The organism is Halomonas organivorans, from assembly GCF_014192055.1.
In the GTDB taxonomy this organism is placed as follows: domain Bacteria; phylum Pseudomonadota; class Gammaproteobacteria; order Pseudomonadales; family Halomonadaceae; genus Halomonas; species Halomonas organivorans.
This window is the reverse complement of sequence record NZ_JACHXM010000010.1, coordinates 83,859-107,195: the sequence shown is the minus strand read 5'-3', so window position 1 is coordinate 107,195 and position 23,337 is coordinate 83,859. Positions and strand designations below refer to the sequence as shown.

Here is a 23,337-nt window from a genome sequence, read left to right as displayed (position 1 = left end):
ATCGGGCTCCTGTCGGAGGCCGCCGCTTGGGCGGCCGGGATGTCCTTGCGAAGAGGCAATCGGGGTCAGCTCGCCTGGCGTTCCTGGTCGGGGAGGGGCGCCTCGTCGTTGTCCGCGCCGGTGAAGCGCTCGACGATGCCGCCGAACAGCTGGCCGACGGCGCGGGCGCCCTGCCAGACCCACTCGGCCGTGGTGCCGATCAGTGGGGCCTCGGTGAAGCGCACGTCGACCGGCGTGCCGACGCTTGCGGCGGGCAGCGGACGCTCGGGAACCAGTAGCACGCTGGCCACGTTCTGCTGCTGGCGTACCCAGCTGGGGAAGCCGGCGCGCGGCTGGCGTTCGATGTCCAGCGCCACGCTGCGCACCCGGGCGCTGATCGGCCCCGAGGTGTGGGGCAGAGAGATGTAGGCCTTCTGGTTGGGGTCGATGCGATCGATGTCGTCCATGTGCACCAGGGCTTCGACCATGATGTCGTTATCGCCGGTGCGGATGAGCGTCATGATGCGCTCGCTCTCGTTGATGTAGGTGCCGTCGGAGCTGCTCAGGGCCCAGGCCACCAGGCAGTTGCAGGGACTGTAGATCTCGTTCTGGGACTCCCGGGCTTCCAGGGCGGTGATCCGCGAGTTCTGGAAATCGCGTGCGGTCTCGAACTGGTCGATGCGCGCCCGGGCGATCTCCGGTGACACCGTCTCGAAGCTGACCGATTCGCCGTTGGCCGGGCGAGCGGAGTTGGCCAGACTGACCTGGCTCGTGCCGGCATCGAGGTTCTCCTGGAGATTCTCGATCAGCTGGCTGTTGTAGCGCTGGGCCGCCTGGGCCAGGATCAGATCGGACTCCAGGTCGACGTTCTTGACGCTGGTCAGCCTCTCGTCGCGCTCCACCCGGTCGCCGGCCTGGAGGTCGTGGGCCATCAGGATGCCCGGCCCCGGTGCGCGGATGTCGATGCGCGGGGCGGTCACGGCGGCGAAGCTCGGCTCGATCAGCATGAAGTTGCGATAGGCCGTGGCGGCCGCCACCACGCCCAGCAGGCCGAGGGCCATGAACAGCACGACATAGCGGCCCAGGGGCTTGGGAGGGCGCTGGGCGGGTTGGGCATGGGACGTGCCTTCGCCGCTGCGGCGCTTGCGGGGCGTCTGCGGATCCTCGCCGGCCATCAGGCCTTCGATGTCCATCTCGCGACCGCTCAGGCTGGCGCGCACCACGCGACGCAGCAGTTCCAGATGCCCGGGGGCGATGTCGGTGATCTCGAAGCCCGCGGTATGGCCCTGCTCTCCGGCCGTGGAGTGTCGGCACTCGGCGGCCACGGGAATGATCAGTTCGGCGCCGCCGGCCAGTATCAGCAGCGAGGCCTTGATCCTGGCGCCCTGGCGGATCGGCCGGGGGCTGTGGATCGCGAAGCCGCCTTGGGAAAGATCGACGCCGTCGAAGACGTTGCCGTCTTCCATCTGCACCTGGAAGGACCTGGCCACGCGGATATAGCGGCGTTCGTCGCGACGTTCGTGGGCGATGCCGGCCCCGCCGGCATTTGGCTGCCAGTGGCCCCGGCGCTCGGGGCCGATGCCGGCGTCGCTGGTGTCGTGGCCGCGGGCGTCGTGGCTGGCGGCGCGAGGGGCGGCCTCGCTCGGTTCGCGGGTGCCTGCGTCGGCATCGCGCCGGTCGTGCAAGGTGGGTTCCCGGCGGTCATGGGTGTCGGCGAAATAGTCGGTCATATGGTGTCTCCTGGAGAGCTCTCCCGGGGCCGGCGCCCGTCGGTGCGGTCAGGTTGTAGGCGGATATTCAGGTCGACCAGGGCCACGCTTCCGTCGTCCAGCTCGAGGGCGCAGCCTGGCGAGGCGTGGCAAGACTGGGGGCGGCGCGAATCGAGAGGGCGCCCGCTGGCGTCGCGGACATGGCGGGCCAGCGCCGGACCGATGTCGAGCGTGGTCGCCTGCTCGCCGCTTGCCCCGATCAGGCGGTCGACGCCTGGCTGGCCGAGCCCGGTCAGTTCGTCGAGCAGGCCGGCATCCAGGCGCAGGTGCGCCGGGGGCAGGCGCACGGCGCCGCTGGAGGTGCCGTCGACCAGTATCGTGGCCAGCCAGCGGTTGGCCGTGCCCGTTGCCGCTTCGCTCTCGTCGGGGCCGCGCAGGATGGCCATGGCGGTGCGGTCGGGGGGCTGCATCACGCCGGTGGCGAGCACCAGGACGTAGAGCATCACGGCGACGAAGAAACCATGCAGCACATGGCCCATGCGCCGCTGGCGGGCGACCGCAGTGGGATCGCCGGGCTCGCCTGCGGAGATTCCCTGGCGCGACCACTTCTGGCGGTTGAAGCGGAAACTGACGTAGGTCTTGAGCAGCGCGCCGAAGACCTGGTTGTAGTAGATCAGTGGGATCCACAGCAGGCTGAACCGGCCGCGCTGCCAGGCCAGGATCAGCGTCGAGATGCTGCGCGTGAACAGGATCCACAGCGCGTAGGCGAACAGGAAGGAGGGACGCACGAACAGCGTCACCAGGATCGCCACCATGGGGCCGATCAGGGTCGTCCACATGGAGAGCCGCTGGTCGACCAGGCTCCACCAGGTGAACATGCCCATCGGGCGCGGCCCCAGTGCGATCGCCCGGCCGCTGGTGCGCAGCATGTTGCCGTACCAGCGGCGCATCAGGTCGGTGGTCGACTTGAAGAAACGGCGCCGGTCCGGGAGCTCCTCGAAGCCGGACACGTAGACGTCCGGCAGGTAGAGCATCCGCCAGCCATTCTTCAGCAGCCAGTACCAGGTGGACTTGTCGTCCCCCGAGAGGAACTTGAAGTTGCCGAAGCGCCAATGGTCCACGCGATCGTTTTCCACCAGCTCGATGAAGCTCGGCTGGGTGGCCAGGTCCAGGCGAAAGGCGCTGTAGCGGCCGGTCAGCACCAGCAGGCGGCGCGATACCGACAGCGAGCTCATCACCAGGTGACGCTGGGCATAGCGCAGGTCGTACCACTCCTTGGTGACGTCGCCGCCGGTGACGATGGCGCTGTTGTTGGTGGTCAGCGCGCCGAGTTCTGGATCGGTGTGGAAGAACGACAGCGAGCGCGACAGGGTGCCAGGTTCGAGCAGGATGTCGCCGTCCATCGAGACCAGCAGGGCATCCGGGGCCGGGGCCCGGCGCGAGATGGCGCGCAGCACCTCGGCCATGGCGGAGCGCTTGCCGTCGCCCTTCTGGAACATGTAGCGCAGCTCGACGTTGCTCGGCCAGCCGAGGTCTTCCATCACGTGGGTGATGATGTCGACGTCGGTGCGATCGGACAGCGAGGCGAAGATCGTCGTCGGCACGTCGTAGTCGCGGACTTCGCGCACCAGCGCCTCGTAGACCCGATAGCTGACGTCCGGGTCGATGCGAAACGAGGTGCACAGCACGTACAGTTCGCCGGGCCGGGCCGCCTCGCCGGCGGCGTCCGCGGCGGCGCGCAGGCGCGGGAAGACGCGTCGGTTGTACCACACCGAGCGCAGCGCCTGGACGAACCACCAGGTGTAGCGCCAGGCGCCGATGGCGCCGATGGCGAAGAAAAAGCTCTTCGAGGCCGGCGAGAAGACCTCCGCCGGCAGTTCGCTGAGCAGCACCACCAGCAGGGTCAGCAGCAGCACCAGGGCGGTGAGCTCGGTTACCTTGCTGGCCACGGAAGTGTGATCGGGAAGCTTCGACATGGCGTGCCCTCAGACCACCACGGGACGTACCGACGCCCCGCGGCCGATGGCGTAGTAGGTGAGCCCGGCCTGCTGGGCGCTGTGCGGCGAGAACAGGTTGCGGCCATCGACGATGACCGGCTCGAGCAGTCGTTCGCGCAGGTCATCGAAGTCGACGGTGCGAAAGGCCTTCCATTCGGTGCAGATGACCAGGGCATGGGCGCCCTCAAGGGCCGCATCGCGCTGGTCGGTCAATGTCAGGTCGTCGCGTTCGCCATACAGGCGGCGACACTCCTCGGCGGCTTCCGGATCGTGGGCCTGGACTCGAGCCCCGGCCGCCCAAAGGGCCTCCATCAAGGCACGGCTGGGGGCCTCGCGCATGTCGTCGGTCTCGGGCTTGAAGGCCAACCCCCACAGCGCAATGGTCTTGCCGGCCAGTTCGCCGTTGAAGGCCTGGCAGAGCATCTCGAACAGGCGGTTCTTCTGGCGCTCGTTGACCCGTTCGACGGCGTGGATCATCTCGGCGGGGTAGCCCGCGGCCTTCGCGGTATGCGCCAGCGCCTTGACGTCCTTGGGAAAGCAGGAGCCGCCGTAGCCGCAGCCTGGATAGATGAAGTGATAACCGATGCGCGGATCGCTGCCGATGCCGTGGCGCACCTCCTCGATATCGGCGCCCAGGCGCTCGGCCAGGTTGGCGATTTCGTTGATGAAGCTGATCTTGGTGGCCAGCATGGCGTTGGCGGCGTACTTGGTCAGCTCGGCGCTGCGCACGCCCATGAACATCAGCTTGTCACGCTGGCGATTGTAGGGGCCGTAGCATTCGCGCATGACGCCACGAACGCGCTCGGAGTCGGTGCCTATCACGATGCGCGCGCCTCGGGAGAAGTCCTCGATGGCGGCGCCCTCCTTGAGAAATTCGGGGTTGGAGCAGACATCGAAGTCGAGGTTCGCATTGCGTTCCGCCAGGGTGGTCGCGACGGTGCGCGCCACCTTGCTGGCGGTGCCCACGGGAACCGTCGACTTGTCGACGATGATCCGGTAGTCGGTCATGTGGGTGGCGATGGTCTCGGCGACCTTGAGCACGTGGCTAAGATCGGCGCTGCCGTCTTCGTCGGACGGGGTGCCGACGGCGATGAACTGGAGCAGGCCGAAATCGACCGCGGCCTTGGCATCGTCGGTGAAGTGAAGCCGACCCGCCTCCAGGTTGTGGTGGATCAGCGTCTCGAGTCCCGGCTCGTAGATCGGGATGTCTCCCTGGCTGAGCCGGGCCACCTTGTCGGCGTCCACGTCCACGCACATCACCTCGTGGCCGACCTCGGCGAGGCAGGCGCCGGTGACGAGTCCTACATATCCGGAACCGAAAATGGTGATCTTCATGGGCGTCTTTGCTCCTGGTCTTGAGCGTGAACGCACGCCAGCCCTGGCCCACCTGGGGCTCGGGGCGCTGGCGAACGCGGGTATGCCCTTGGCAGTAGCAAGAAACGCGCCAATTAATGAACAGTGTTCTGCATCAGGGGGTTATCGCGGTCCGGCGGGCCTTGGCGATGAGGGAAGGGCGAGGCCGAATGCGAGAAACGTCGTCGATGGGCAACAGTCGTGGCAAAGGGGGCCGGATATTCGGCCGACCCGTCGAGGGCTTCCGCGGACCCGCCGGAAGCTGCCGGGGGCGATGGACATCGGGCTGTGAGCCTTGCCAGGCGCGCCCTGTGGCGAGACCGGTTGGTGCCGGCGGTGGCGTGAAACGAGGCCGCAGGCAGGATGGTCGCGTCGAGGGTGTTGCGACGCGTCGACACCGGTGCGGTGAAGGGAGGGTGCCACTACGAGAAAGGCGGCCCGTGGGCCGCCTTTCTGTAAGAGGTTCGAGGTGTTGCCTCAGACGCTCTTGGGTTCGCTCATCAGTCCCTTGATGATGGCGTAGCAGCCGACCAGCAGCACGATGGTGAAGGGCAGGCCGGTGGATACCGAGGCCGCCTGGAGGGCGGTCAGGCCGCCGCCCAGCAGCAGGGCGATAGCGATGGCGCCTTCGATGATCGCCCAGAACATGCGCTGCGGCTTGGGCGCGTCCACCTTGCCGCCGGCGGTGATGGAGTCGATGACCAGCGACCCGGAGTCCGAGGAGGTCACGAAGAACACGATCACCAGGATGATGCCGACGAAGGAGGTGATGCCGGTCAGCGGCAGCTGGCTGAGCATCACGAACAGCTTGAGTTCCAGCGCGGCATCCTGGACGCCCTGGAAGCCGTCGGCGACGTACTGGTTGATGGCGGTGCCGCCGAACGCGGTCATCCACAGCACGGAGACCAGGGTGGGCACCAGCAGCACGGCGATCAGGAATTCGCGCACGGTGCGGCCGCGGCTGACCCGGGCGATGAACATGCCGACGAACGGTGACCAGGAGATCCACCAGGCCCAGTAGAAGGCGGTCCAGCCCTGGCTGAAGTTGGCGTCTTCACGCCCGAAGGGCATGGACAGCGCCGGCAGGTCGGCCAGGTAGGCGCCCAGGTACTTGAAGAAGCCGGTGGCGATCATCAGGGTCGGGCCGACGGCGATCACGAAGGCCAGCAGCAGGAAGGCCAGTATCATGTTGATCTGCGAGAGACGCTGCACGCCCTTGTCGACGCCGAGCAGCACCGAGCACAGCGCCACCGCGGTGATGCCCACGATCAGCAGCACCATGGTGACGTCGGTGTTGGGAACGCCGAACAGGTAGTTCAGGCCCGCGGCGGCCTGGGAGGCGCCCAGGCCCAGCGAGGTGGCCAGGCCGAACAGCGTGGCGAACACCGCCAGGATGTCGATCAGGTGGCCCGGCCAGCCCCAGACGCGCTCACCCAGGATCGGGTAGAAGATCGAGCGCATGGTCAGCGGCAGCCCCTTGTTGAAGGAGAAGATGGCCAGCGACAGACCGACGATGGCGTAGGCTGCCCAGGGGTGCAGACCCCAGTGGAAGATGGTCGCGGCCATGCCCAGCGTCTGTGCTGCCGGCTCGTTGCCGGCGGCCGCGCCCAGCGGCGCCCAGTCGGTGCGCATGCCGTTCTCCATGCTGGTGCCGCCCAGCGACGTGGAGAAGTGCGTCATGGGTTCGGAGACGCCGTAGAACATCAGGCCGATGCCCATACCGGCGGCGAACAGCATGGCGAACCAGCCGGCGTAGCTGAAGTCCGGCGTGGCGTGGGCACCGCCGATCCTTACCTTGCCGAGCGGGGAGATGACCAGCCCCAGGGCCACTAATACGAAGACATTGCCACCCAGCAGGAATACCCAGGTGAGGTTACTGGTCAGCCAGTTGCGGATACCGTTGAATAACGGCTCGGCCTCGGTCTGCAAGGCCAGGGTAAGGATCACGAAGACCAGGATCACCAGCGATGAGATGGTGAACACCTTGCCGTGCAAGTCGACGTCCATGCCGAACTTGTTGGTGGTGATATTGTCCTGGCCGATCACGTAATCGGTGTCGATGAGGTTGGCCGGCCCTTCGGGGGCGGGAATGCCCTCGTCGGCCGTCGCCTCATGGGCTTTATTGTCGTTCGTCACGGGATGACTCCTTGTTGACGTCGATGAACGATGTGTGAGTGTGGCATCAATCCTGTTGCGGTCGCACGAGGAACACCGATGCTCGGGTATGCGTGGCGACCTTGCCACCATGGGAGGGAATGACCACATCCAGGTGCTTGGGGGGATGGGTGGGCATGATCACCAGGTCCGCGCCGACCTCATCGATGGCATCGACGAGAACGTCGTCGAGGTCGACGATGGGATCCGGGCAAGTAATGACGCGGGCGCTGACCGGTTGGCCGTGCACCTTGGCGCGTTCCCGGGCGAAGGCCTCGAGCTTCTGCTGGTATTCCTCGGGAGTGCGTGCCACGGCTCCCGGGGTGGTAGCGGTGACTGCCACGTAGCAGACTTCCGCGCCGTAGTGCCTGGCCTGGTCGGCAACCACCTGCAGCGATGGCTCGATCACGTCGAAGTGGGCCAGGTCCACCGGCACCAGGATCTTCTTGAACATGCCTGCGCTCCTTACGGGTTGTGTCAGCGGATCACACGCTAAGTGTGGCCGCTGGACGACGATTCTGGGAGCCCGCTTTTCAACGGGCTCCGGCAGCAAGCGTCGCCTCACTCCACCCTCCCTGGGTCATGTCGCGCTGGGAAATGGCGATGGGGCCATTTCGGATAAGCGATTCTAATCGAGTTTCGGTTTTTTGATAACAGCCGATTAGTGAATCAATCCGTCCTCTCGGGGCATCGTCGTTCGCGCCATCGGGATATCTTCCGGCGTCCTCGGTGCCGAACGCTGCCAAAACGTTGAGGGACAATCCCCGCGGAGCGTGGAGCAAGGGTCTTTGAATAGTTTTTTATGATGCTGGTTAAATAATAAATATATTTTAACTAATCAAGGGCGGCTCATAAGGTGTCAACACAAGACAGCACGTTGACGCAAACAACAAGGAGACCGCCCATGACCGAGCTCGCGCTTGAGAACATGAACGTCGATACGCTGGTGGTTGGCGCCGGTCAGGCCGGCGTAGCCATGAGCGAGCACCTGGGAAATCTCGGGGTGCCCCACCTGGTGCTGGAGCGACATCGCATCGCCGAGGCCTGGCGCACGGCCCGCTGGGATTCCCTGGTGGCCAATGGCCCGGCCTGGCACGACCGTTTTCCGGGCATGACCTTCTCGGAAATCGATGCCGACATCGGCGCCGATGCCTTCGCCCCCAAGGAGCGTGTCGCGGCGTATTTCGAAGCCTATGCCAGGCGCTGCCAGGCTCCCATCCACACCGGGGTGGACGTGCACAAGGTACATCGCAATGACGGTCGCCCGGGCTTCACCGTCGAGACGTCCGCGGGCGTGATACAGGCCAACCGCGTGGTGGCGGCCACCGGCCCCTTCCAGCACCCGGTGATTCCGCCGATCGCGCCCGGTGACGAGGCGCCGCTCACGCAGATTCACTCGTCCGAATACCGCCATCCCGGGCAATTGCCCGAGGGCGCCGTGCTGGTGGTCGGTGCCGGCTCCTCGGGCGTGCAGATCGCCGAGGAACTGCAGCGTGCGGGCAAGCCGGTCTACCTGTCGGTGGGGCCGCACGATCGTCCGCCCCGTGCCTATCGCGGCCGCGATTTCTGCTGGTGGCTGGGCGTGCTCGGCGAGTGGGATGCCGAGGCCATGAGGCCCGGCACCGAACACGTCACCATCGCCGTGAGCGGCGCGAACGGCGGGCACACGGTGGACTTCCGCGCCCTGGCCCATCGCGGCATGACGCTGGTGGGGCGGACGAGGGCGTTCGAGGATGGCGTGGCGACCTTCGAGCCTGACCTGGCCGACAATCTGGCCCGCGGCGATGCGAACTACCTGGCGCTGCTGGATGCCGCCGACGACTACATTGCCCGCAATGGCCTCGACCTGCCGGAGGAGCCCGAGGCCCGCCGCATTCTGCCGGACCCCGAGTGCGTGACCCGCCCGCTGCGTGGGCTCGACCTGGCCGCCGCCGGGGTGACCTCGATCGTCTGGGCCACCGGCTTCTCGGTGGACTACGGCTGGCTGGACGTCGATGCCTTCGACGAGCACGGCAAGCCTCGGCACCAGCGCGGCGTGTCGAGCGAGCCGGGCGTCTATTTCGTGGGGCTGCCGTGGCTGTCGCGCCGTGGCTCCAGTTTCATCTGGGGCGTCTGGCACGATGCCAAGCACGTTGCCGACCACATCGCCACCCAGCGCAAGTACCTGGCCTATCACGAGGCCGCACAGCGCCAGGAAACGCACACGCCATCCGAACCATCGGTCAACGATGCCAGCGCAGAGAGGGCCAGCTGATGCCGACGCACACCCGAATCCGCATGTTCAATACCCAGGAGACGTACCCCAACCAGGCGTTGGACAACGACCTCTGCCAGGCGGTCAGGGCGGGCAACACCGTCTATGTCCGCGGCCAGGTCGGTACCGACTTCGAGGGGCGGCTGGTCGGCCTGGGCGACCCGCAGGCCCAGGCCGAGCAGGCGATGAAGAACGTCGCGCAGCTGCTCGAGGAAGCCGGCTCCGAGCTCGGCCACATCGTCAAGACCACCACCTACATCACCGATCCGCGTTTCCGCGAGCCGGTCTATCGCGAGGTGGGTCGCTGGCTCAAGGGCGTCTTCCCGATCTCCACCGGCCTGGTGGTGGCCGGCCTGGCCCAGCCGGAGTGGCTGATGGAGATCGATGTGATCGCGGTGATTCCGGATGCCTCAAGCGACGAGGAGGGCACCTCATGACCTTTTCCATCGCCGGCGTGTGCCGCGAGACGGGGCAGTTCGGCACCGCCATCAGTTCCTCGAGCATCTGCGTGGCCAGCCGTTGCCCCTTCATCGCCCCCGGCAAGGGCGCGGTGCTGACCCAGAACGTGACCAATCCCGAGCTCGGCCAACTGGGCGTGCGACTGCTCCAGGAAGGGCTCGATGCCGAGGGCGTGCTGGCGCGGCTCGTCGAGAACGAAGCGTATCCCGAGTGGCGCCAGCTTCAGGTGCTCGATGCGGCTGGGCGCAGCGCGGTGCACAGCGGCGCACAGACCCTGGGCATTCACGCCACCCGGCAGGGCCGAGACTGCGTGGCCGGTGGCAACATGCTCGCCGATTCGGGCGTGATCGATGCCATGGTCGCGGCCTTCGAGTCCTGTGACGCTGAGCTGGCCGAGCGCCTGCTGGCCGCCATGGACGCTGGTCTGGCTGCCGGGGGCGAGATGGGGCCGGTCCATTCGGCGGGGCTGAAGGTCACCGACCGGGCCCGTTGGCCGGTGGTCGACCTGCGGGTCGACTGGCACGTGGCCCCGCTTTCCGAGCTGCGCATGATCTGGGAGACCTACCTGCCTCAGCGCGACGCCTATGTGCTGCGAGCGGTGTGCCCCGACGACTCGCCGTCCTATGGGGTGCCGGGCGACGAGCGTTGATATCGTTCTAGCCAGACCGGCCCACGCTGGACAAGGTGAGGGGCGCCGGGGACAGGTTGAAAAGGAGGTAAACCTGTCGACGGATCTGCCCCGAGCCGCTGCGATCGTCATCGCTGCCTTGTTTTCTTCCCTGACCATCCGGGGTCTCCATGTCACAAGATACCGTCGTCGAGCTGCTCGCCGAGCTGATCGCTTTCGATACCACCAGCCATCGCTCCAATCTGCCGCTGATTGCCTTCATCGAGGAGTACCTGGCCCGCTATGGCGTGGCCTCGCGGCGGGTGACCGACGCGACCGGCGAGAAGGCCAACCTCTATGCCACCATCGGCCCGGTGGATCGTCCCGGCGTGATGCTCTCCGGACACACCGACACCGTGCCGGTCACCGGCCAGGCCTGGCGCGTCGACCCCTTTCGGCTGACCGTCGAGGGCGAGCGCCTGTACGGGCGCGGCACGGCTGACATGAAGGGCTTCATCGCGGCGGTGCTGGCCGCCGTGCCGGCGCTTGTCGAGTCCGAGCTCGCGGTGCCCGTGCACCTGGCCTTCTCCCATGATGAGGAGGTGGGCTGCCTGGGCGTGCGTACCCTGCTCGCCGATCTCGCCTGCCAACCGGTACGTCCTGCGGCCTGCCTGGTCGGCGAGCCGACCTCCATGAAGCCGGCCACGGCGCACAAGGGCAAGCTCGCGGTGCGCCTGCACGTGCGCGGCAAGGCCTGTCATTCGGGCATGGCGCCCGAGGGCGTCAATGCGATCCACGCCGCCGCCCGGCTGGCCACCTGGGTCGAGCGGACGGCCGCTGCCAAGGCCTCCCGCGGGCCCTTCGACGCACGCTTCGCGATTCCCTGCACCACCCTGCAGGTGGGTACCATTCAGGGCGGGGCGGCGCTCAACATCGTGCCCCAGGACTGCCGGCTGGACATCGAGATACGCAACGTCGCCGAGGACGACCCGGAGGCGCTGCTCGGCGAGCTGATGGCCGTTGCCGCCGCCCTGGAAGCCGAGATGCGCGAGATCTCGCCCGAGGCGGGCATTCGGCTCGAGCGCCTCAGCGACTATCCCGGACTGTCGATGGACGACGACCATGCACTGGTGGCTTTCATCCTGTCGTTGCTCGATGAGCGGGAACTCGAGCGCATTGGCTATGGCACCGAGGGCGGGCTGTTCCAGCGCGAGTTGGGTATTCCTACCCTGGTCTGCGGCCCCGGCAGCATGGCCCAGGGCCACCAGCCCGACGAGTTCGTGACCCGCGGCCAGCTGGCCCGCTGCGAGGCGTTCCTGGTCCGCTTGATCGATGCCCTATCGGGTCCCGAGGCGCGGCGTCGCCTGGCCGCGGGCGAGCTGCTGGATGATGCCACGGCATGATCGAGCCGCCCCGGCGGTTAGCCAGGGCGGCGATGCTCCCGAGATGGGGCGTCGGTCGAGGGGCGGCAGGGATGGCCCTCCGTCGAGACGCCCGGCACGGGCGCCTGATATGCTGAGCGCAACTGCCCTGCGCCCGTCGCGGGGCGAGCTTGTTCGTCCAGCGACGGTAGCGAATCGATGCGTCAATTCACCCTCAAGCAGCTGCGCTATTTCGTGGTCGCCGGGGAGCTCTCCAGCGTCACCCAGGCGGCTCGCAAGCTGCACGTTTCCCAGCCATCGATTTCCGCGGCCATCCAGCAGGTCGAGGAAATTGCCGGGCTGCAGCTGTTCGTGCGCCACCATGCCCAGGGGCTGTCGCTGACGCCGTCGGGCAAGCAGCTGCTGACCCGGGCCCGTCAACTGCTGCGCGATGCCGAAGGACTGGAAAAGTACGCGCTGTCGCTGGGCGAGGAGATCGGCGGCGAGCTGCGCCTGGTGGCCTTTCCTACCTTCGCGCCGGTGTTCCTGCCGCAGCTGCTGCGGCGCTTCGCCGACCGCCATCCCTCGGTGAGCCTCTACTGCGACGAGATGAACCAGGTGGATATCGTCCGCGGCCTCGGCCAGGGCGACTACGAGCTGGCCTTCACCTACGATCTCGAGGTGCCCGAGGAGATCGAGTTCACGCCGCTGTATCGTTTCCCTCCCTATGCCGTGGTGGCGGCCGACCATCCGCTGGGGCAGCGCGACAGCGTCACCCTGGAGGAACTGGTGGCCCATCCCATGGTGCTGCTGGACTGGCCGCTGAGCCGTGAGTATTTCCTGTCGATCTTCACCCACCATGGCCTGTCGCCGGCGGTGGCCCACCGTGCCAAGTCGATGGACATGATGCGTGGCCTGGTGGCCAACGGCTTCGGCTTCTCGCTGTTCAATACCCCACTGACCGCCCTCGAATCCCTCGATGGCGGTGGCCTCAAGCCGTTGCGGCTGATCGGCGACGCCCGCCCGCTGTCGATGGGCATCGCCTGCCTGCGCGGGTTGCGCCTGAGCCCCGCCGCCGAGGCCATGCATCGCCTGGCGCAGGACCCCGAAGCCCGCGGCGAGGTGTTCGCGCGGCTCGGTGACGGCCTGGCCGAGGTGGCCATTCCCTGAGCGGCGTCGCCCGACCCGCAAGGACGAATCGCACGAATGGATGGTTCTCCTCCCTCAGGGGAGGGCAAGCGATGGCCCTTTGCATAGGAAATAATGATGCTGTTCTTCGAATAAAAATATTTTAGTTAATCAAGAGTCCGGGGCTATCGTGATTCCACGGTCGTAACCGGCGCCCAACAACAACGCACTGACTACGGAGACCTACCCGATGGCGGCACATGATCTGTCCTACTGGCGTGACCTGCGCACCCGGCTGACCCTGCCGGATGGCGCCTTCATCGCGGGCCGGCGCGTCCCGGCCGACGACGGTGAGACGCTGACCACCTGGAATCCGGCCACCGGCGAGGCCCTTGGCGACGTGGCGGCCTGCGGTATCGAGGACGTGGAGCGAGCCGTGGCAGCGGCGCGCGGGAGCTTCGAGGCCGGCGACTGGTCGCGGGCCGCGCCGGCAACGCGCAAGGCGGTGCTGCAGCGTCTCTCGGCGCTGATGATGGAGCACCAGGAGGAACTGGCCCTGCTCGAGACCCTGGATACCGGCAAGCCGATCCGCGATGCCTTCGAGCTCGACATTCCCGGCGCTGCCGGCTGCTTCGGCTGGTACGCCGAGGCCACCGACAAGCTCTACGGCGAGGTGGCGCCCACCGACGGCGACACCCTGGCCACCATCACCCGCGAGCCCGTCGGCGTGGTGGCCGCGGTGATTCCCTGGAACTTCCCCCTCGACATCACCGCCTGGAAGCTGGCCCCGGCGCTGGCCGCCGGCAACAGCGTGATTCTCAAGCCTGCCGAGCAGTCCCCGCTCACCGCGCTGCGCCTGGCCCAGCTGGCCAAGGAGGCGGGGATTCCCGACGGCGTCTTCAACGTGCTGCCGGGCCACGGCCATATCGCCGGCCAGGCCCTGGGCCTGCACCCGGACGTGGACTGCCTGACCTTCACGGGGTCGACCGTGACCGGCAAGCGCTTCCTGGAGTATGCCGCCCGCTCGAACATGAAGCAGGTGTGGCTGGAGTGCGGCGGCAAGAGCCCCAATCTGGTCTTCGCCGACAGCGACCTGGAGGCTGCGGCGAGGATGGCGGTGCAGGGCATCTACTTCAACCAGGGGGAGGTGTGCTCGGCCAATTCGCGGATTCTCGTGCAGCGTGACATCAAGGACGCCTTCGTCGAACGCTTCGTGGCCGCCGCCGCCGAGCTGGTGGTGGGCGATCCCCTGGATCCGGCCACCGACGTCGGCTCGCTGATCGACGCCGGCCATGCCGCCAAGGTGCGTGGCTATATCTCGCAGGGCCTCGAGGAAGGCGCACGACTGGCGCTGGGCACGGCGCCCAGCGGCGAGGAGCAGGACGCCTACGTGACGCCGACGCTGTTCGAGGGCGTGACGCCGCGGATGGCCATCGCCCGGGAGGAGATCTTCGGCCCGGTGGCGGCGCTGATCGAGTTCGCCGACGAGGACGAGGCGGTGGCCATCGCCAATGACTCCATCTATGGCCTGGCCGCCTCGGTGTGGACCCGCGACCTGTCCCGGGCGCATCGGGTATCGCGGCGCCTGCGGGCGGGCACCGTCTCGGTCAACACCGTGGACGCCATCGACTTCACCACGCCCTTCGGCGGCTACAAGCAATCCGGCTTCGGTCGTGACCTGTCGCTGCACGCCCTGGACAAGTTCACCCAGCTCAAGACCACCTGGGTGCGCCTGTGAATCGCCCCTGACTCCGCCCGCCGGCGACTCGCCGGCGGGCATCTAACCCGACAACAACAAGAGGGTGGATGACCATGCAAGATGCCATATCCAAACCGGCGGCGGTCGCGACCGCTGGCCACAAGAAAGCGCGCGGCGCGCTGGGGCTCAAATCGCTGATGGCCGTTGCGGTCGGCCTGGTGGTGTCCCAGGGCGTCATGGTGCTGATGCTGCAGGGCGTGGGCATCGCCGGCGCCGCCTTCATCGTGCCGTTGGCCATCGCCTGGGTGCTGGCGCTGTGCTACGCGGCGTCCTTCTCGGAGCTGTCGCTGATGATTCCTCGCGCCGGCAGCCTGAGTGCCTATACCGAAGTGGCCCTCGGCCACTTTCCGGCGATCCTCTCGGTGTTCTCCGGCTATGTGGTGGTGGCGATGTTCGCGCTCTCCGCCGAGCTGCTGCTGGTCAACTACCTGCTCGGCGTGCTCTATCCGGCGGTGGAGGGGACCCACTACATCGCCTTCGGCATCCTCGGCGCGTTCACGCTGCTCAACCTGCTCGGCATCGATGTCTTCGCGAAGCTGCAGAACGTGCTGGCCTTCGCCATGGTGGTTGCCCTGACGCTGCTCGGCGTCAGCGCCCTGACCGGCGGCTTCGCCCCCCACCAGTTCCATGCCGCCGACCTGGCGGCGGGCTTCGACCTTGGCAACGGCGCCTTCACGCTGATCGCGCTGGCCATCTGGGGCTACGTGGGCGCCGAGTTCGTGTGTCCGCTGGTCGGCGAGTCGCGTCGCCCCGAGCGCAACATCCCGCGCTCCATGTACCTCGGCCTGACGGTGATCTTCGCGGTCTTCGCCCTCTACTGCCTGGGCGCGCTGTTCTACGTGCCGCAGGAAGTGCTGCTTTCCGCCGAGCTGCCGCACCTGGAGTACGCCAGCGCCGCCTTCGGCGGTTCGGGCACCTTCCTGCTGGCGGTGGCGGCCGTGACCGCGACCTGCAGCACCGTCAACACGTCCCTGGCCGCGGTGCCGCGCATGCTGCAGGGCATGGCCGAGCAGGGCCAGGCCTTCCCGGCACTGGGCTGGCTGACCTCCGGCAGCCGGGTCCCCTGGGTGGCGGTGCTGTTCACCGCCGGCGTGACCGGGCTGCCGCTGCTGATCTGGGGCAACGATCCGAGCACCGTCGAGCTGTTGCTGATCGCTGCCGCCATTGCCTGGCTGATCGCCTACATCATCGCTCACGTCAACGTCATCGCCCTGCGCCTGCGCTATCCCGAGGCCAAGCGGCCCTATCGCTCACCGTTCTATCCGCTGCCGCAGCTGCTCGGCATCGCCGGCATGGCCTACGCCATCTTCTACGCCTCGCCGGCCCCGGAGCTGACGCGCCAGATCTTCACCAGCGCCGGGGTAGTGCTGGGCCTGGTCAGCGTGGTGGCCGTGGCATGGATCAAGCTGGTGATGAAGAAGCCGCTGTTCCGGCCCGAGCCCCTCGACGAGATCGCCGAAGGCTGACACGGCGCAACAACCGGACCCAACGCGAGGCGGTCCCCCCCGGGCGCCGCCTCCCGACCCCGAAGGAGAATCACAATGACCAGTCAGAATGCCTCCGCCAACCTCGAAAAACAGGAAATCTGGCAGAAGGATCGCGACCACTTCATGCATCCCTGGACCGATTTTTCCTCCTTCAAGGAGACCGGTTCCATGGTCTTTCAACAGGCCGACGGTGTCTCGATCCAGGATGCCGATGGCAAGCGCTACCTGGATGGCATCGGCGGGCTGTGGTGCGTCAACATCGGCTACGGCCGTGACGAGATCGCCGAGGCGGTGGCGGCACAGATCCGCGACATCCCCTACTTCTCCACCTTCGGCCACCACACCACCGCCCCGGCCGCGCGCCTGGCCGCCAAGCTGGCCGAGCTGGCGCCGGGCGACCTCAACCACGTCTTCTATGGCTGTGGCGGCTCGGTGGCCAACGACACCGCCGTGAGGATGATCCACTTCTACTTCAACCAGCTCGACAAGCCCAGCAAGAAGCAGATCATCTCGCGCATCGACGGCTACCACGGCAGTACCTACATGGCGATGTCGATCACCGGGGTCGAGTTCGACCACATCGGCTTCGACATCGATCGCCAGCTGGTGCATCACATCTCCTGTCCCAATCCCTATCGCCGGCCCGAGGGCCAGAGCCTGGAGGACTTCTGCGATGCCAAGGTCCAGGAGCTGGAGGACAAGATTCTCGAGCTGGGGCCGGACAACGTGGCGGCCTTCTTCGCCGAGCCGATCATGGGCGCCGGCGGCGTGATCGTGCCGCCCGAGGGCTATCACCGCAAGACCCTGGCGGTGTGCCGCAAGTACGACGTGCTCTACGTCTCCGACGAGGTGGTCACCGCCTTCGGTCGCCTGGGGCACATGTTCGCCTCCGAGGACGAGTTCGGCATCGTTCCGGACATCATCACCTGTGCCAAGGGGCTGACTTCCGGCTACCTGCCGCTGGGGGCGACGATCTTCTCCGATCGCATCTACGAGGTGATCAGCAAGCCACAGGCCGACGGCGCCATCTTCACCCACGGCTTCACCTATTCCGGTCATCCGGTGAGCTGTGCGGCGGGGCTCAAGAACATCGAGATCATGGAGCGCGAGGGCCTGTGCGAGCACGTCGAGGAGGTGGGCGACTACTTCGAGCGTCGCCTGCACGAGCTCGAGGATCTCGAGATCGTGGGCGACGTGCGAGGCCGCAAGTTCATGATGTGCCTGGAGAACGTGGCCGACAAGGCAACCAGGGAACTGATTGCGCCCGAGGCCAAGGTGGGTAATCGCATTGCCGACGAGTGTCAGCGGCGCGGACTGATCGTGCGTCCCCTGGCGCACATGAACATCCTCTCCCCGACGCTGATCCTGACCCGCGAGCACGTCGACTTCGTGGTGGCGACCCTGCGCGAGAGCATCGAGGCCGCGACCGCATCGCTCAAGGCCGACGGCTACCTGCCGGATTGATCCCCTCTCCCCGGTCTCGCGCGAGACCGGGGCACCCAAGGCCCTGCACGCTTTCCGCTGCGCTCCGTCGTGGCTCGGGGAGGGCGTGTCTCGTTATCCGGAGGAGACACCATGGAATCCTGGACGTTTCTCGCCTTCTTCATCGCCTCGGCCGTGACCCTGGCGATGGCCGTGACGGCGCTGGTCCTCGACCGCCGCCGCTGATGTCCCACGAGACGATAACCACAAGGAACTGCCCCGATGTTGAACTGGATACTGCTCGGCGTCTCGGCCGCCATCCTGGTCGGCCTGTCGCTTCATTCCATGCGTGCCGCGGGTGACAAGGAAGAGTCCGGCTTCTTGGTGGCCAACAATTCCCTTGGTCCCTTCGTGGCTGCGGCGACGCTGATCGCGACCGGCTACAGCGGTTTCGTGTTCATCGGCTCTCCCGGTGTGGCCTATGAATACGGTTCCCTGGAGCTGTTTTCCAACGTCTTCTATGCCCCTGCCTTTCTGATCGCCACGCTGTTCTTCGCCAACTTCCTGCGCCGAAAGGCGGCCAGCCTGGGCAGCCGAACCATGCCGGAATACGTCGCCCAGACCCATTCCGGCGGACGATCCGGTCGCTGGCTGCAGGGCCTGACCGCACTGATCATCGTCCTGCTGCTCGGCGTCTTCCTGATCTCTCAGGTCAAGGCGATCGGGCTGCTGGTCTCGAGCTGGCTGGGCGTATCGACCACCACCGGCGCCTTGCTGATCACGCTGCTGGTCATCGGCTACACCATGTTCGGCGGCCTGCGGGCCGTGGCCTGGACCGATGCACTGATGGTGCTGGGCATGGTGATGGGGTCCTGCGTGATCGCCTACGTCATCTTCGTGCAGGTGGGGCTCGGCGAGCTGATCGGTCGCCTGGATGCCCTCGACCCCGAGCTTGCCAATCCCAGCACGGGGGCGCCCTACGGCGACAGCAAGGCGTCGGCCTTCCTGCTGCTGCCCTATGCCTTCCTGTGGGCGGCGGCGTTGCCCTTCATGTCGGTGCGCTTCCTGGCCATCAAGCAGGGCGTGAGCATGGCTCGGGTAGGTATCTGGGTAGCGGTGCTGGGCCTGGCGCTCAACTTCACGCCGTTGGCCGGGCTCTATGCCAAGGCCTATTTCCCGTCGCTGGCCTCGCCGGATCTTGCCATGCCCACTTTCCTGGAGCATGGAGTCGGCCCGCTGATGTCCAGCGTGATGACCCTGTTCATCCTGTTCGCCATGAAGTCTACGGCCAACTCGCTGATGCACACCGTGTCCACGGCGCTGTCCTATGACCTGCGGTCGGCACTCGGCAAGCGGGAAGGCTTCACCACCACCATGACCTTCAATCGGCTGATGGTGCTGATCGTCGGCGTCAGTGCCTTCATCGGCATGGCCTATCTGCCGCCGGTGATGATCCTGTGGCTGGGGATCCTCGGTAACGGCACCCTGATGGCTTCGCTGTTCGGCGTGACGCTGTGCTCGACGTTCTGGCAGGGCAGTGCCGCCGGCGCTTTCGCGTCCATCGCGGCGGGGTTCGGCGTCAGCGCCTGGCTGCTGCTGGGCAGCGACCTCGGCTGGGTGCAGGGCCCGCTCTACGGCTGTCTGGCCTCGGCAGCCTGCTATGTGGGCGTGAGCCTGATGACCCGGCGCGTGGCGGTCTATGCCACCTGAATGTCGAGCCCCGCTCAACGGCGGGGTTCGAACATGCCTCGGGGGATTGGGCGCCGAGGCTCTGCCGCAGCGGGATGTATTCCCTTCATCGTGATGGCCGGCGCTGGCGCCTCAGCACCAGCAGGCCCGATGCGAGGATCAGACTCATGCCCAGCCAGGTCATTGCGTCGGGGACCTCATGGAACAGCAGGTAGCCCCAGAGGCTGACAAACAGCAGGTAGGCGTAGTCGAAGGTGCCGATCAGCGCGGAGGGGGCGACCTGGTAGGCCTTCGCGACGCTGGTGTTCACGGCCACCATCAACAAGGCGTAGGCGACGATGATGATGAGTTCATCGCGCCCGATGGGCTGCCAGGAGGCAAACAGGAAGGGCGACTGCTCGGCGAGGGATGAGGTGTCGGTGAAGGCGAGCAGGATGCTGACGCCGCCACCGGCCACCAGGAAGGCCAGGTTCAGGCCCAGTGCCAGCGTCAGCGGATGTTCCTTCTGGCAGTAGCGTCTCGTCGCCACCATTGCCAGGGCATACAGCACTGCCGCCATGACCGGCAGTAGTGTCGCGGGTGTGTAGGCGTCGCCGGTGGGGCGGAGCACTACCACGACCCCGATGAAGCCGCACAGGATGCCGCCCCATATGATGGGAGAGAGGGGCTCTCGGGCGCCCATGGAGGCCAGGATGGCGATGAACAGCGGCGTCGTGTAAATGGCGACGGCCGCCACGGACAGCGGTATCAAGGGCAGGGCCATATAGTAGGCCACCCACATCAGCAACAGCAGCAGGCTCCTGATGCCGACCCAGCGCCATGATGTGGGGGATAGTGGGCGTGTTTTTCGCTGGGCAATGATCAGCCCCGCCAGGGTGGGCAAGGATACCGACGAGGCAAGGACATAGAGTTGCCACAGGGTGATGCTTGCGCTTAGATACTTGACCAGAGCGTCGGCCAGGGCGAGAAGGAAGACGGCTCCCACGATCAAGGCCACGCCTCGGGATGTGTTGTCTTCATGCGCATCATCTGCGGTCATCACGGGCTCTCCTGCTGGTGTTCGACAAGGAGAGTGCCGATTTCCCGGTCAGGCCCTCAAACGATTTCTCGGCCCTTGCACATAAGGGAGCGTTATGGATTCGCCCACCAGGCCTCTGCCCCCGCTCGCGACGCTACGCCCTTTCGAGGCCGCCGCGAGACTCGAGAGCTTCACGCGTGCCGCGGCCGAGCTTCACCTGACCCAGGCGGCGATAAGCCGTCAGATACGCCTGCTGGAAGAGGACCTGGGTGTAACGCTCTTCGAGCGACGCCACCGCCGTGTCTTCCTGACCCGCGAAGGGCGCGAGTTCGGCCGAACGGTATCGCAGGCCCTGGACAGCATCGCCACCGATGCGCGCGTTCTGAGAGGCGATATCCGCGATACGCAGGTGGTGTTGTTCTGCCAGCTGTGCGAAGCCTTCTATTGGCTCATGCCGCGTCTGGATGATTTCAACCGGCGCCACCCCGAGCTGGATATCAAGCTGGCGACATCGACGCGTCCGATCACGGAATTCGGCGAGCCCTTCGACGTCGCCCTGCAGACCAGCGGACGCCCCAGTGGCACCCATCAACTGGCATTGACGGCCGCGGACGAGATCTTTCCCGTCTGCAGTCCCGCCTATCTGGAAGGACCGGCAGGCTCTTTGCATCTCGATGACCTGCCGGACCACCGGCTGTTGCACTATCGGGTCGAGCCGGCGGACTGGCTGGAATGGCCGGATTGGTTGCGAGCCGTGGGGTGCGGCGACCTCGTGCTCGGCAAGGGCGTAGACTTCGACAGCTATCCGCTGTTGCTGCAAGCGGCGGTCGCCGGACAGGGGATCGCCCTTGGCTGGCGGCGTACCACGCAGCACCTCATCGACAGTGGCGAACTGGTTCGGCCGGTCGTGGAAAGCCTGCCGCAGAAGGATGCCATCGCCATTTATACCCGTCGGGGTGCATCGCGGCGAGCCGCGACTCGTGCGTTGCTGGCATGGCTCGGCGAACGCCTGGCGGAAGACGGGTTTCCGCGCTGATGCCATCGTCCAGCACACGCACTGCGTCGGCCCGACGTAGGAGGGACGCGCCGGCCGTCGGCGGGCAAACGAAACGATAAAGGGGGAGATGCCGTCAGGCATCTCCCCCTTTCATGCGACCGGAAGGTCGTCGGAAAGCCTCAGGAGGCTTCCGGCAGCCACTCCTGGACCATGTCCTGATGCTCTTCGACCCACTGCTTGGCATTCTCGTAGGGGTCGGAGTCTTCCTCCTGGTTCATGAGCATGACTTCGCCCATGTCCTCGGCGGTCCACTGGAAGGCATCCAGGATGGCGTAGGCCTCCGGCATGTCTTCCTCGAGACCCTGGCGCACGATGGTGTGGATCTGCTCGGCGCCGCCGTAGACGTTCTTGGGATCCTCCAGGTACTTGAGGTCCCAGCGAGCGAACATCCAGTGCGGCGTCCAGCCGGTCACCGCGATGTCCTCGTGGTTGTCGATGGCGCTCTTGAGGGCCGCGGTCATGGTGGCGCCGCTGCCGCTCTGCAGGTCGAGGTCGAGGTCGTACTCGTCGATGACCTTGTCGGTCAGGCGCATGATCCCGGCGCCCGGATCGATGCCGGTGAGCTTGCCGTCGAAGTCCTCGGCATGCTCGTTCAGGTCGGCGATGGAGTTGGCCTCGCTGTAGGCCGGTACCACCAGGCCAAGCTTGGTGCCGTCCAGGTTGACGCCGGTGTCGACCAGCTGGTCCTTGAGGCGTGCGTAGTAGTCCTCGTGGGTGGTCGGCAGCCACCCGGCCAGGAAGGCATCGGTGTCACCGGTGGCCACGGACTGCCACATGGCGGCCGCGGACAGCGAGGAGACCTCGACGTCGTAGCCGGCTTGTTCCAGCACGGCGCGCATCACGTTGGTGGACGCCACGGTGGACGACCACTCGACGTAGGCCAGGTGGACAGTTCCCTTGTCCTGGGCCTGGGCGGTCGCCGCGGAGAGGCTGGCGCCGGCGATCATGGCCAGGCCGGCGAGACGCATCGGTTGCTTGATCATTGGACGTGCCTTTATTAGATGTGCGGTCTGAGGATGCAGGGACGAACCGCCGGATGCAACCGGCGGCTCGCTCACGCGGGTGTCAGGCCTTGCCTTTCTTGCGCAGCGACTGGGTCAGACGGTCGAGCAGCATGGCCAGGATTACCACGGCGATGCCGGCCTCGAAGCCGTCGCCCGGGCGCAGGCGTTGGATGGCGCGCCATACCTCGCTACCCAGGCCGTCGGCGCCGATCATGGCGGCGATCACCACCATCGACAGTGCCAGCATGATGGTCTGGTTGATGCCGGCCATCACGGTCGGCAGCGACAGCGGCAGCTGGACCTTGAACAGCTTCTGGCCGCGGGTGGCGCCGTAGGCGTCGGCGGCCTCGACCAGCTCGGTGGGCACCTGGCGGATGCCCAGGGTGGTGAAGCGGATCGCCGGCGGCATGGAGAAGATCACGGTGGCGAAGATCGCCGACACCGAGCCGATGCCGAAGAAGGGAATGGCCGGGATCAGGTAGACGAAGGCCGGCATGGTCTGCATGAAATCCAGTATCGGCATGATCGTCTTGTAGAGCCGCTCGGAGAGGGCGGCGGCGATGCCTACCGGCAGGGCGATGACCACCGCCACCAGGGTGGCGATCACCACCAGGGTCAGGGTCTCGATCATCGGATCCCAGAGCCCCAGGTCCCAGATCAGTGCCAGGCCGGCGACGGCGCCGATGGCCAGACGCACGTTGGCCAGCCACCAGCACAGGCCGACGATGATCACCAGCAGCGACCAGTCGGGCAGCCACATCAGGGCATCGTTGAGGCCATCGATGCCGGTCTGGGTGATGCGCGAGATGCCGCGGGTCACGCCGGAGTATTCGGTGGTCAGCCAGTTCAGGCCGCCTTCGATCCAGTCGCCCAGCGGGATGCGCGGAAAGTCGATAGCCA

The 23,337-nt window shown here is 66.5% G+C and carries 18 protein-coding genes; 10 read left to right on the top strand and 8 right to left on the bottom strand.

The features are described 5' to 3' along the window. Positions 1-65: 65 nt before the first annotated feature. The 5 genes from FHR96_RS12065 to FHR96_RS12045 form a co-directional block, all read right to left on the bottom strand. Positions 66-1,709, bottom strand: a complete 1,644-nt coding sequence (locus FHR96_RS12065; RefSeq protein WP_183387934.1) for a PilZ domain-containing protein — start codon at positions 1,707-1,709, stop codon at positions 66-68. Beyond that, positions 1,706-3,664 carry a glycosyltransferase gene (locus FHR96_RS12060; RefSeq protein ID WP_183387933.1) on the bottom strand — a complete coding sequence of 653 codons (1,959 nt, stop codon included), beginning with the start codon at positions 3,662-3,664 and terminating at the stop codon, positions 1,706-1,708. The genes FHR96_RS12065 and FHR96_RS12060 overlap by 4 nt, the downstream gene beginning before the upstream one ends. Before the next feature lie 9 nt (positions 3,665-3,673). Next, the gene (locus tag FHR96_RS12055) at positions 3,674-5,020 is read right to left on the bottom strand and encodes a UDP-glucose dehydrogenase family protein (RefSeq protein ID WP_183387932.1); all 1,347 of its coding nucleotides are present in this window, start codon (positions 5,018-5,020) and stop codon (positions 3,674-3,676) included. A 495-nt stretch (positions 5,021-5,515) separates the two neighbouring features. Then, positions 5,516-7,174, bottom strand: coding sequence for a BCCT family transporter (locus FHR96_RS12050; protein ID WP_343066366.1), 1,659 nt, complete (start codon positions 7,172-7,174; stop codon positions 5,516-5,518). Between the two features lie 46 nt (positions 7,175-7,220). Beyond that, complete coding sequence (locus FHR96_RS12045; protein WP_183387930.1) at positions 7,221-7,646, bottom strand: universal stress protein; 426 nt, start codon at positions 7,644-7,646, stop codon at positions 7,221-7,223. A 450-nt stretch (positions 7,647-8,096) separates the two neighbouring features. Here FHR96_RS12045 and FHR96_RS12040 point away from each other — a divergent pair, with 450 nt between their 5' ends. The 9 genes from FHR96_RS12040 to FHR96_RS12000 all read left to right on the top strand — a co-directional run bounded on the left by FHR96_RS12040 (position 8,097) and on the right by FHR96_RS12000 (position 19,379). Next, positions 8,097-9,446, top strand: coding sequence for a flavin-containing monooxygenase (locus tag FHR96_RS12040; protein WP_183387929.1), 1,350 nt, complete (start codon positions 8,097-8,099; stop codon positions 9,444-9,446). Beyond that, positions 9,446-9,883, top strand: coding sequence for a RidA family protein (locus FHR96_RS12035; RefSeq protein ID WP_183387928.1), 438 nt, complete (start codon positions 9,446-9,448; stop codon positions 9,881-9,883). The genes FHR96_RS12040 and FHR96_RS12035 overlap by 1 nt, the downstream gene beginning before the upstream one ends. Beyond that, positions 9,880-10,554: a DUF1028 domain-containing protein gene (locus FHR96_RS12030; RefSeq protein ID WP_183387927.1), complete on the top strand. Its 675-nt coding sequence runs from the start codon at positions 9,880-9,882 to the stop codon at positions 10,552-10,554. The genes FHR96_RS12035 and FHR96_RS12030 overlap by 4 nt, the downstream gene beginning before the upstream one ends. Positions 10,555-10,703: 149 nt before the next feature. Continuing rightward, the gene (argE, locus tag FHR96_RS12025; RefSeq protein WP_183387926.1) at positions 10,704-11,915 is read left to right on the top strand and encodes an acetylornithine deacetylase; all 1,212 of its coding nucleotides are present in this window, start codon (positions 10,704-10,706) and stop codon (positions 11,913-11,915) included. A gap of 177 nt (positions 11,916-12,092) precedes the next feature. Continuing rightward, positions 12,093-13,043, top strand: coding sequence for a LysR family transcriptional regulator (locus tag FHR96_RS12020; protein ID WP_183387925.1), 951 nt, complete (start codon positions 12,093-12,095; stop codon positions 13,041-13,043). A gap of 208 nt (positions 13,044-13,251) precedes the next feature. Continuing rightward, positions 13,252-14,739, top strand: coding sequence for an aldehyde dehydrogenase (locus FHR96_RS12015; protein WP_183387924.1), 1,488 nt, complete (start codon positions 13,252-13,254; stop codon positions 14,737-14,739). Positions 14,740-14,807: 68 nt separating this feature from the next. Next, positions 14,808-16,226 carry an APC family permease gene (locus FHR96_RS12010; RefSeq protein ID WP_221195801.1) on the top strand — a complete coding sequence of 473 codons (1,419 nt, stop codon included), beginning with the start codon at positions 14,808-14,810 and terminating at the stop codon, positions 16,224-16,226. Positions 16,227-16,301: 75 nt separating this feature from the next. After that, positions 16,302-17,711, top strand: a complete 1,410-nt coding sequence (locus tag FHR96_RS12005) for an aminotransferase (RefSeq protein ID WP_183387923.1) — start codon at positions 16,302-16,304, stop codon at positions 17,709-17,711. Between the two features lie 240 nt (positions 17,712-17,951). Further along, the gene (locus tag FHR96_RS12000; RefSeq protein WP_183387922.1) at positions 17,952-19,379 is read left to right on the top strand and encodes a sodium:solute symporter family protein; all 1,428 of its coding nucleotides are present in this window, start codon (positions 17,952-17,954) and stop codon (positions 19,377-19,379) included. Between the two features lie 85 nt (positions 19,380-19,464). Here FHR96_RS12000 and FHR96_RS11995 read toward each other — a convergent pair whose 3' ends face one another. Next, positions 19,465-20,397 carry a DMT family transporter gene (locus tag FHR96_RS11995; protein ID WP_183387921.1) on the bottom strand — a complete coding sequence of 311 codons (933 nt, stop codon included), beginning with the start codon at positions 20,395-20,397 and terminating at the stop codon, positions 19,465-19,467. Positions 20,398-20,491: 94 nt separating this feature from the next. On the opposite strand from FHR96_RS11995, the gene FHR96_RS11990 reads away from it, so the two are divergent. Next, positions 20,492-21,412: a LysR substrate-binding domain-containing protein gene (locus FHR96_RS11990; protein WP_183387920.1), complete on the top strand. Its 921-nt coding sequence runs from the start codon at positions 20,492-20,494 to the stop codon at positions 21,410-21,412. Positions 21,413-21,552: 140 nt separating this feature from the next. Here FHR96_RS11990 and FHR96_RS11985 read toward each other — a convergent pair whose 3' ends face one another. Both FHR96_RS11985 and FHR96_RS11980 read right to left on the bottom strand, forming a co-directional pair. Further along, positions 21,553-22,416: a glycine betaine ABC transporter substrate-binding protein gene (locus FHR96_RS11985; protein WP_183387919.1), complete on the bottom strand. Its 864-nt coding sequence runs from the start codon at positions 22,414-22,416 to the stop codon at positions 21,553-21,555. An 82-nt stretch (positions 22,417-22,498) separates the two neighbouring features. Further along, positions 22,499-23,332: an ABC transporter permease subunit gene (locus FHR96_RS11980; RefSeq protein WP_183387952.1), complete on the bottom strand. Its 834-nt coding sequence runs from the start codon at positions 23,330-23,332 to the stop codon at positions 22,499-22,501. Positions 23,333-23,337 lie beyond the last annotated feature (5 nt).